The sequence below is a fragment of the Aquicoccus sp. genome (genome assembly GCF_041686535.1).
Taxonomy (GTDB): Bacteria; Pseudomonadota; Alphaproteobacteria; order Rhodobacterales; family Rhodobacteraceae; genus Aquicoccus.
This window is the reverse complement of sequence record NZ_JAWLDS010000136.1, coordinates 1-5,542: the sequence shown is the minus strand read 5'-3', so window position 1 is coordinate 5,542 and position 5,542 is coordinate 1. Positions and strand designations below refer to the sequence as shown.

Genomic DNA, 5,542 nt, shown 5'->3' with positions numbered 1-5,542 from the left:
CGCTTGCCCATCGAAAATGCTGCGCAATACATGAACGGCCGGTCTCGTGAAGCTGCGGCGCAGCACTGGGCATGTCGGCGAGCGGCGGGTCAGGGCCGGGTGTATCGTGAAAGGCGACCATAGTTTGCAGTTTTGCAGGGTCGGCTCCCTGCGCATTGCCGACCCTCGCGGACGGTGCAGCGAAAGTCTGTTGCCCGCTCCCGGTCGAGATCCGTTCGACATGGCCCCCTTTAAGTCACTCTTCCCAGGCGGCCGCCCTATGGACGGCGCGCCAGATCAGACCGGGGCCCCGATCGTGCTGGGTTTGTAAGCTCGGGGTGAGCGCACTGCGCCGGGGCGCTCATGGCCGCCTGAACCATAGCGGGTCCCGCCTCGTCGAGCGCGTGTCCGCGCGGTGCTGACGGGGGGGGGCATGTGGAATTTGTGGCGGGTCATCGATGATTATAGCTCACGAACGCCGATGACCCACATCAGCCGGGATCCCGTTGTGCCTGCGGCCATCTCCGGCCGGCCTCGCTTTCTGCAAGATCGGGATCCGGCAGCGCGGTCACCCGTTTCTTGAAAAAACTCAGGCCCTCATCGGTCAAGGCGCCGGACTGCGCCAGGCTTTCGGCCATGGTCTTGAGCACCGACTTGTTTTCCGCAAGTACCGCCAGGGCATGGTCCTCGGCGGCATCGAGCCTTGTACCGACCCGGGTCCGCAGATCGGGGTCGAATCGCAGCCGCTCGGTCGCGCGCTCCGGCGGGCCGTGCCAGACGGTCCCGGACTCGCCAAGCCCGTAGCTCATCTCGATCCCGACAGCGCGTCGCGTGGCCTCGGCGAGATCGCTGTCTTCGGGGCCGCCCGCCCCGCCGCTGGGACGGCCGAGGACCAGCCGTTCGGCGGCTCGTCCGGCGAGCAAGCATGCGAGGTCCGCCTGCAGATCTTCAAGGTGAAGCCCCGAGGGCGTGGCGATCATGCCCGCCTCACCGCCCACCGAGTTCAGGGTCAGCAGGGTGACCGTGGCCCGCCCGGTGGCCTGCGCGAGAATCGCGTGACCGCACTCATGAATCGCAACCTGCCATCTTAGTGAGGGATCGAGCGGCGGTCGACGGTCAGTGATGGATGATCGCAGGTCATCAAGGCTCAAGGCGCGCCGTGCCCTGCGGGCCATTCCGCGCGCGTCCCGGACACTTGCCGCGATTTCCGCACCGGTCATCCCGGTCGCGATCCCGATGAGCGAGGCAAGCTCAGCCTCGGCGAGGTCGTCGCCCAGGTGCCAACGGAACGCTTGAGTCAGCAGGTCGGGCGTCGGCTGACCCATGGCCAGGGTCCGGTCGAACCGTCCCGGCCGTCTGAGCGCAGCGTCGATCTTCCGCGGATGGTTCGTCGCCCCCATCACGATGACCCCCGGCGCGTCATCGAACCCATCCAAGCATTCGAGCAGCCCGCCGACGATTGAGTCCGTCCAACTCGAATTGTGATCGTGAGGACGGTCACGATCCCCGATCGCATCGAGCTCATCGATGAAGACGATGCAGGGGCCTGCCTTGCCGGCATCATCAAAGAACTGGCGCATATTTCGCAACAAGTCCGACGAGCGGGCCCCGCCGGACTGCCATTGGCTAAGCGAGCTTGCGTGGACAGCCACCCCGGCTTCCCGTGCGAGCAACCGCGGAATCTCGGTCTTGCCGCAGCCGGGCGGTCCAGCAAGCAGGATCCCGCGGCTCACGTCCCGCCAGCTGATTTCGCCCGCCTGCCAGGCATGGAGGTCGGACAGCATCTGCTCGATCGGGGCGCGGATGTGCGGGGCGAGCGGAAACGCGGACAGGCCGGGTGTGGTTTCCCGGGGCGCCTGCCTTGTCCGGCGGAGCCGTGAAAGGGACTCATCCGGCGTAGGCGCGCGGGTCGCCAGCGTCAGGTCTTGTGCGCTCACCCGTTCGATGTCCGCGTCCGGCATCCGCGTCCGAATATCCGCTCCGGACAAGCGGCATCCAGGATAAACCCGCGTCAGGATCGCCAGCAACATGTCGGCCTCGAACGTGGCAAGAGGGATGTGCGCCGTCAAGACGGGCCGCAGCGCCTCGGTAAGCGACGCGTGCGAGCTGTGAGGGATCAGGATCGGATGGCCGTGTTCCAGTGCATTCCCGAAAGGCTCGGAGAATTTATCGAAAAGGAGCTTGTCCGGCCGGCGCCCTTGGGCAACCGCGTCGTCGACGGAACTCAAATGCACCTGCGGCTTGCCCGGACACAACTCTTCGCGCCAGACCATCGCGTCGAGCAGGCGACAGATCAGATCCTCCTGTCCGGGATCGATCCCGGACAGGGCCGTGACCGCGCCCGGCTTCGCAACCGTCTCTTGGAACCCCTCGGGTGTCCGGAACGTCCGCGCCAGCCGCAGCACGTGCATCATCACGGGCACGCGTGGGGTGTACTTGGACGCGGCCGCCGGCACGGTGTCCGGACAGGGCGGAAGATGATCGCCAGCCGCTTCGCTCTCGACCCAGTCGAGCAGCGTGTTCACATCATGCGTGTCCCCCGGACCTGCGGACGTGGTGTGGGTCTTGCGCGCGCTGTGATCACGCGGTGCGCGGTCGACCTCTTCCTCGTCGGCTTTCTCCCGGCCGGAAACTGCGAGGCATGTGAAATTGCGGTAGGCCGGTTCGGACAGGATCGCGAGGATGAGATCCGCGAAGGCGCGCCATTCGTGCGCGGGCTGTGCGGGGGTGGCGTCAAGGCTGTCGGTCATGGGAACCTCTTGGTAAGGAAAAGAATTGCGCACGCCGCGTTTTCGGGCGGCTTGCCGTGACAAAGACAGGCGGGTCAGCTTGCGGACGTCTGTCTGGAGATCCGGTCCATCTCGGCCGCGATTACGGGACGCAGGGCGGGCCAGTAGATCTCGGAGCGGACGTTGATCAGTCCGCCGTAGATCGCTTGCGGCACCACCAGATCTGGGTGATTGCGGGCAAGGCACGCGTTCGCGGCCTTCTCGGCCGCGCAGGCCGCGTGCCCGGACGGCATATCGAGCAGCCGCAGAAACCGGACCCGGGTGGACTTCGGCAGGCCGAGTTGATGCTTGAAGCGCTTGTGCGGGTGCGCGCTGTAGCCGAACTTGATCACGTCCCCCGCCAGTCCGGGCAAGGAAATCCGAGCCAGATAGATCGTGGATGGTTTCGACGACCAGCTCTCGCCGCACCGCGCGCAGTCGCACTGTCCGTGCTGCATGTTGCCGCGCGCGATGCGCTGCACATGGCCGCAGGGGTGACGATAGTGCCGGTAATTCGCGTTGCCCACCGGGTCCGGACCGATCCGGTCCCATCCATGCGCGCGCGCCTCGTCCTGCTCGCGCGCGACAAGGCAGACCGAACAGCGAAGGCCGGTTTTTCCATCTCGTACACGCTGGATCAGCTCGAACTGGCGTCTGACCGTGTGTCCGCACGGCGCGCGAAAATACCCGTAGTGCCGCGACTCGGGATCGCGGCGCAGGAACGTCAGGCCGGCCCCTTGTGCGTTTTGTTCCCGGGCACGGGCGGCGCATCCCCCGCATCGAACAGCGGCATCACGAACGGTGAAAACCTTCACGGCCGTGTGCGCACCACAGGAGAGGCACTCGAGCACAACGTGATACCGATCCCGGACACGTCGAGCGATACGGAAGCCGCGGCGCGCGGCCAGCTCGGTCCAAGCCGGCGGGATCGGTTGGGGGTAGTCGCACCATGCGTCCGGTGGCACATGGCGCGAGCGATGCGGGATATGGAGCGGGTCGGATTTGCCCGGAACGACGACGCGGGGCATCGCCCGGACAAGGGTCCGGCTCGTTTTGTCACACATGGAAGATCTCCTGATTTTCGACATGGGAAGGCCGGGGCGCAGGGATCCCTGCGCCCGAAAGGCCGTTACACGTGTTGAAAGATCAGAACGCCGGCACGGGCATTACGTCTGCCCCGTCAAACTGATGACCGGCATCATCCGGATCGTGATCATCAAGCGCAGCAAAGCGCTCGAGCCGCTCGAGGCCCTCAAGGATCAGCTGATTTAGCCTGAAATTCAGCGGCGGACCCCACGTCAGAAGAAAGCGATCCGTCTCCGCGGCCCGGGCTCGGATATAGGCCACCAGTGAGGGATCATCCGAGACCATGACAGTACGAAAGAGGCGCGCAATGCGCAGGAGCGGCGCATCGCCAGCCCCGAGCGCCGGGAGGGCGCCCAGCACGCTGATTACGTCCAGCGTGGTCCGCCGCGCGCGCTCGGCGTCGCGGATCCACGCGTCGAGCGCCGGATCCTGTCCGGAGTAGTCGTTAAGGTCGCGCTCGGCCGCGACGAGGTCATCCATCGCGCGCAACACGCCGCGAAATCGATGCGCGACAGGCGAAAGGGTGGGCTGGGCGCGCGAAGCGCTTTTCACCACGCCGGTGGGCGTGGTAGTTGGAAAAGTAGCCATGGTCATCTCCTATCAGATGGCGTGGTCAGGAGCGGGGAGGTGTTGGTAGCACCTCCTTGTTCCGCGTATATCGCATATGCGATTTAATCCACTATTGTCAATGATGCGTGCGCAGATTATTTGTGTTTCATGAGCAGAAAACCTTCATACCCCGTAAAGAAGCTAGTCGGCATGACCGAGGAGATGTCCGAGCGGATATCCGACTATCGCTTCGGAAACCGGTTAGGCTCAGAAAACGAAGCGATACGTCAGCTAATCGAGAAGGGTCTGGCAGCGGCTGAAGCTGCCGACGAATAACCGCACTTTCACCCGTGACGCCGCCATTCTGAGGCCTTTCCGATCTCTGGACAGACGGCTCTAATGCGACCACACCCTTGACAGGCCCTGTCCGGTTTACTCCATTGACCGTTCTTGCTCTGCTGAGCCCACGACGCTCCCCTGATCAGTCCGCGTTCAGCTCTTGCGACCTTCTTGGAGCCCGGGTCCTGCGCTCTCCTCCCCATCCCTCTTTTTTATGAAACCGCGCCGTCAGGCGCGGGCGCGCAGGTAACACTCGGCCCGTATCTGCGCGCCAAGACAGGATCATCCCCGAGCCCCGGTCAGTCATCCCGGCCTTCCATGATCGCCCCGTTACGGCTTTTCCGGACAGGCCCGGCAGACGAGTTATCCACAAAAATACGAAACTCCGGACTGATTTCAGCGCGTTATGCGCGGTCCGGCATGTTAATAAAGACCCACGGGACGTCCCCATGCGCCCCATACATCTGGTCCCCGGGCTCGCCGATCAGCGCGAGCCGTTTCAAGAAACGCGCTTGCGCGAACGAAAGAGACTTGTCTTGCCCAACGGCGCCCCGCAGCCCCACAAGAGCGCATGGCCCCGGCCTTGCACCCGTGGCACTGCGGGTGAAGGCAAGGTCACCGTCGCGCGTCTGGAACGGGCCCTCGAAACCGTCGCGGCGCTGGTGATAGACGACGAGGTCTACCTGCCCATCTTCCAGCGGCTCGAGGCGGAGCTGAAAGAGGCCCGCAGGACCGCCAGCACCCTGGACCGCGCCCGCAAGATCGCGCGTGGGGCGCGCAGTCACAACGCGGCGCGCTGAATCTCGCCTACCAAGAAGTCC

The 5,542-nt window shown here is 64.9% G+C and carries 5 protein-coding genes; 2 read left to right on the top strand and 3 right to left on the bottom strand.

Annotated features, from left to right (window positions below; genetic code table 11):
- Nucleotides 1–470 precede the first annotated feature (470 nt).
- The 3 genes from ACESL9_RS16615 to ACESL9_RS16605 all read right to left on the bottom strand — a co-directional run bounded on the left by ACESL9_RS16615 (nucleotide 471) and on the right by ACESL9_RS16605 (nucleotide 4,421).
- Nucleotides 471–2,729 (bottom strand): AAA family ATPase, encoded by a 2,259-nt coding sequence (locus ACESL9_RS16615; protein WP_372675245.1) that lies wholly within the window; start codon nucleotides 2,727–2,729, stop codon nucleotides 471–473.
- A 74-nt stretch (nucleotides 2,730–2,803) separates the two neighbouring features.
- A complete protein-coding gene (locus ACESL9_RS16610; RefSeq protein ID WP_372675244.1) occupies nucleotides 2,804–3,811 on the bottom strand; it encodes a hypothetical protein in 1,008 nt (335 codons plus the stop codon).
- 82 nt (nucleotides 3,812–3,893) lie between these two features.
- A complete protein-coding gene (locus tag ACESL9_RS16605; RefSeq protein ID WP_372675243.1) occupies nucleotides 3,894–4,421 on the bottom strand; it encodes a hypothetical protein in 528 nt (175 codons plus the stop codon).
- Between the two features lie 171 nt (nucleotides 4,422–4,592).
- On the opposite strand from ACESL9_RS16605, the gene ACESL9_RS16600 reads away from it, so the two are divergent.
- Entirely contained in the window at nucleotides 4,593–4,718 is a 126-nt protein-coding gene (locus ACESL9_RS16600) for a hypothetical protein (RefSeq protein ID WP_372675242.1), read from the top strand.
- A 452-nt stretch (nucleotides 4,719–5,170) separates the two neighbouring features.
- A complete protein-coding gene (locus tag ACESL9_RS16595) occupies nucleotides 5,171–5,521 on the top strand; it encodes a hypothetical protein (RefSeq protein ID WP_372675241.1) in 351 nt (116 codons plus the stop codon).
- Nucleotides 5,522–5,542: the final 21 nt, after the last annotated feature.

Bases quoted from the DNA above. Each gene is read 5' to 3' on its own strand.
- ACESL9_RS16615 (WP_372675245.1), bottom strand. From the start codon at position 2,729: ATGACCGACAGCCTTGACGCCACCCCCGCACAGCCCGCGCACGAATGG.
- ACESL9_RS16605 (WP_372675243.1), bottom strand. From the start codon at position 4,421: ATGGCTACTTTTCCAACTACCACGCCCACCGGCGTGGTGAAAAGCGCT.
- ACESL9_RS16595 (WP_372675241.1), top strand. From the start codon at position 5,171: ATGCGCCCCATACATCTGGTCCCCGGGCTCGCCGATCAGCGCGAGCCG.
- ACESL9_RS16600 (WP_372675242.1), top strand. From the start codon at position 4,593: ATGACCGAGGAGATGTCCGAGCGGATATCCGACTATCGCTTCGGAAAC.
- ACESL9_RS16610 (WP_372675244.1), bottom strand. From the start codon at position 3,811: ATGTGTGACAAAACGAGCCGGACCCTTGTCCGGGCGATGCCCCGCGTC.